Annotated in this window: 1 protein-coding gene; it reads left to right on the top strand. The window is 46.2% G+C overall.

Annotated elements, in window-relative coordinates:
- On the top strand, nucleotides 1–677 hold a 677-nt coding region (locus AC6UDB_RS06925), incomplete at both ends, for a mucin-binding protein (RefSeq protein WP_500709539.1).

The following is a 677-nucleotide window of genomic DNA, read 5'->3' as shown; positions in this document are numbered from 1 at the left end:
CCCCATGATCCAAGTCAACCATTAAAACCAGGTCCAGATGGGACTTATCCATACCCAATTACGGATCCAGGTTCAGACACTAAAGTTCCTTATGGTCCCGCTACTAGTCAAGTAACTGATAATAGTGGTCACGGTACCATTACCGTTCACTACAAGGACGCTAACGGCAACACCGTTGCACCTGATAAGACGATGACCGTGCCGTTTACGAGAACCGGGACTAGAGATAACGAGACTGGTAACATTACTTGGGGCGATTGGGAGCCAGCAGGAGATGCTCATCCAGTAATCACTTCACCAACCGTTACCAATATGACTCCTGATCAGCCAACGGTGACTGGAAATGCCACTGAAGGTAAAGATGATGTTCATACCGTTATCTACAGTGACACCATGAGTACAGTTACTGATGACAGTGGTAAAGGAACCGTGACCGTTCACTATGTTGATGCTAACGGCAAGACCATGGCAAAAGACCAGGTTGTTACCGTTCCATTTACGAGAACGGGGACTAAGAACGAAAAAACTGGTTCAATTACTTGGGGTGACTGGAAGCCAGCCGATAACGCTAACCCAGTTATTAATTCTCCAAAAATTACTGGTTACACACCAAGTCAAGCTAGTGTAACGGGTGATGCTGCTGAAGGAAAAGACGATGTTCATACCGTTGTCTACAC

Source organism: Fructilactobacillus sp. X3R2C1 (genome assembly GCF_059901235.1).
Note: the sequence above shows the minus strand (reverse complement) of the source record. Positions and strands in the feature narration are given on the sequence as shown.